This is a genomic window from uncultured Fretibacterium sp. (genome assembly GCF_963544685.1).
Taxonomy (GTDB): Bacteria; Synergistota; Synergistia; order Synergistales; family Aminobacteriaceae; genus CAJPSE01.
Map to the genome: position 1 here is coordinate 1 of NZ_CAUUGJ010000187.1, position 2,828 is coordinate 2,828.

The 2,828-nt window shown below is 57.9% G+C and carries 2 protein-coding genes; one reads left to right on the forward strand and one right to left on the reverse strand.

Translation table 11 applies throughout. The features are described 5' to 3' along the window. The first annotated feature begins 274 nt into the window (after positions 1 to 274). Entirely contained in the window at positions 275 to 1,381 is a 1,107-nt protein-coding gene (locus ABLA28_RS11255; protein ID WP_347713742.1) for a hypothetical protein, read from the forward strand. Between the two features lie 13 nt (positions 1,382 to 1,394). On the opposite strand, the gene ABLA28_RS11260 is transcribed toward ABLA28_RS11255, so the two are convergent. Then, positions 1,395 to 2,828, reverse strand: a 1,434-nt coding sequence (locus tag ABLA28_RS11260) for a hypothetical protein (RefSeq protein WP_347713743.1), incomplete at its 5' end; no start/stop codon positions are given.

A 2,828-nucleotide genomic window follows, 5' to 3' on the forward strand; every position in this document is an offset into this window, starting at 1 on the left:
CTCATTCTAGCGAATAACTGCCATCTATGGGCTTTTTTATCTTCTCTCACCCCCTTCTGTTGCGTTTAGATTGTAAATCCAAGAACGAAAAAAGAAAACCAAGGCAAAACTATCAGACATCATTTATCCTGTCAACAGAGCAGATGGATTAAGTGTATGATAGGCAAAACCCCGACGGAATCTCCAGGTGATACCCCCTACCGGAACAGCCCCGGCTTTTGCTATACTGGCTCTGATGAAGCCTACTTACGAAATGACGAAACGAGGTGAGGCCTTGAGCAAAAAGGGGAGGAATCATTCGGCGAATACCGAAGAGAAGGGCGGCAGCGAACCCCGCCGTGACGACCTGCTCTGGAAGGACCTGCTGTCCCGATTCTTCGTCCCCATGCTCCACTCCCTTCTGCCCGAGCTGGCCCGCGATATCGACGACAAACGGGACGTTGTCTTTTTGGATAAAGAGTTACGCAGGCTGGCACGCTTCACCCGAAGGCCGGAGGGAGGGGAGCCGGACGAAAACCGCTTCGTTGATCTCCTGGCGGACGTTCCTCTCCGTTCCGGCGAAAACGCCTGGATTCTCCTTCATGTGGAGGTGCAGGGCCGGGGCGGAAACGAGGATTTCCCTCTCAGAATGCACCGTTACCGGGGGTTGCTGGAGGGACGCTACCGAAGGCCCGTGATCGCGCTGGCCCTTCTCATTGAGCCGTTGTCGAAAGCGCAGTCCAGCGGAGCCTATCGCTGGGAGGGCTACGGGACCCGGGTGAGCTACGAGTTTCCGGTATTCAGGATTTACGAGGGAGATGAAGAAGCTCTCATGGCAAGCGACAACCCCTTCGACTTGGCTCATCTTGCCGGTCTGAGAGCCTGGAAGAGCCGAGGCTGCGAAGCCCGCAAGCTGGATTATCTCAAGGAGATGCTGGGTCTTTTGGACAAGCGGGGTTGGAGCCACGATGAAAAGGCACAGTTGCTGACCTTCATGGAGGGTGTTATTCATCTGACGGAGGACGGGAGCTCGCGGGAATACGAGGAATGGGAGAACACCCTGGAACAGGCGAAGGAGGCGGGACGCATGTACGTCAGCATTATGGAGCGTAAAGGAATAGAAAAAGGCATTCAGTTGGGAGAGGCAAGAGGCATTCAGCTCGGCAGAACCGAGGGCATTCAGCTCGGAGAGGCAAGAGGCATTCAGCTCGGCAGAACCGAAGGCATTCAGCTCGGCAGAACCGAAGGCATTCAGCTCGGCAGAACCGAGGGCATTCAGCTCGGCAGAATCGAGACGGCACGAAATCTGCTTCGGATGGGACTGGGCTTAACTAAGATCGCAGAAGCCACCGGGTTGCCCTTGGAGGAAATCCAGGCCTTAAAAAAGACGGAACAAGTTTAACCGTTTAACGCCCTCAATAGCAATCGACAGGGACAAGGTTTGCCGAATGGATTTCAATGCGGCAGCCTTGTTTATTCTTATCGGCAAACTCCACACGCGCTATCTGAAGCGACGGGTCCGCGGCGTCCAGTTTGCCGTTCAGGCTCGTATCCGTCGCCAGCGTCAGAACCTCTCCGCTCTCCCCAATGTGAAGGAGGATCGTGTTGCCGTGACGCTCCACCTTCACGTTCTCCGCATGAATCCCCCGCCCCAGCCGCAGGACATCCTCCTCGCCGGATCCCGTGGAGGAGTTCACGATACGGTCGTTCCCGTCGCCCAGATTCCAGACATAGACGTCGCTGTCCACGCCGCCCTCCATAACGTCCGCTCCCGCTCCACTCATGAGGATATCGGCGCCGTGTCCGCCCTTCAGGACATCCGCACCGCTGCCGCCGACCAGCACATTGTTCTGCTGATCTCCCTCCAGAAGGCCTCCCTGCTCCGCGCCGAATACGGGCAGCGTATACATACCGACAGCCCCCTTCATCGCAAGGTACGACGCACGACACGCATCCGAGAGCTCCAAACCGTACTGCGACAGCTTCGCCGCCACAGACTCCACCTCGGCCTCGTCCACGTAGTCATACAACCCCGCCGTTCTCAGCACAAGGAAAAACTCACCCAGAGAACGCTTCAGCTGATCCGGATTCGCAACGTGTTCCCGGACAAGGCTCTCCAGCGCCCGGTGGGTACTCAGGAATATCCTGCCCGTATCGTCCATATCATAATCCAGTATCTCGAGCTTTTCGGCGTAATGGCTCTGCCCCAGCATCTTGCCATATAGGTACAGCGACACCGACTCATACGTGGACTCGAGCTGACGGCGACCGCGGTTCGTCAGGCTCGACCAGTTATAGCGGGCCCCATAAAATTTCTCCAAGAACCCGAGCCAGCCCTCGTTCGGCGTCGTTTCCACGTTCGAGACCTCCGACCATTTCAGCAGGATCCGCTCCAGAAGCGAACGACACGCCGCGGAGTCCTTCTCCCCCGCAAACTGCTCCGTCAGGCGCTTCAGCTCTCCGCTCCCGTCGCGGACCATCGCCTGGTGCAGGGAGTACAAAAAACCGCGCCCCGGGAGGTCCGGCAGCGCGGCAACATCGTTGGGCTCGTCCATCTTCTCCCCGACCAAGGAGTGAATCGTGTCTCGCCCCAACAAAAACTCGCTGGCCTTGCCCCGTTCCCCATCGCTCCAGACAAACTGGCCCGTGCGCACAACCTGATTCCCGTTCTCGTCATCCGTACGCTGTTCCGTGTAGCTCAGCCCTATCGATTCGATGCCCGCCTCGTCCAGCGTGGCAAGCTCGTGGTCCTCGAACCGTCCGTCCCCGTCCTGGTCCGACCATATCCGAAAACGGCCGACGTCATCGCCGACGACTTCTACACGGGAGGGAAGACGATACCCGAGACG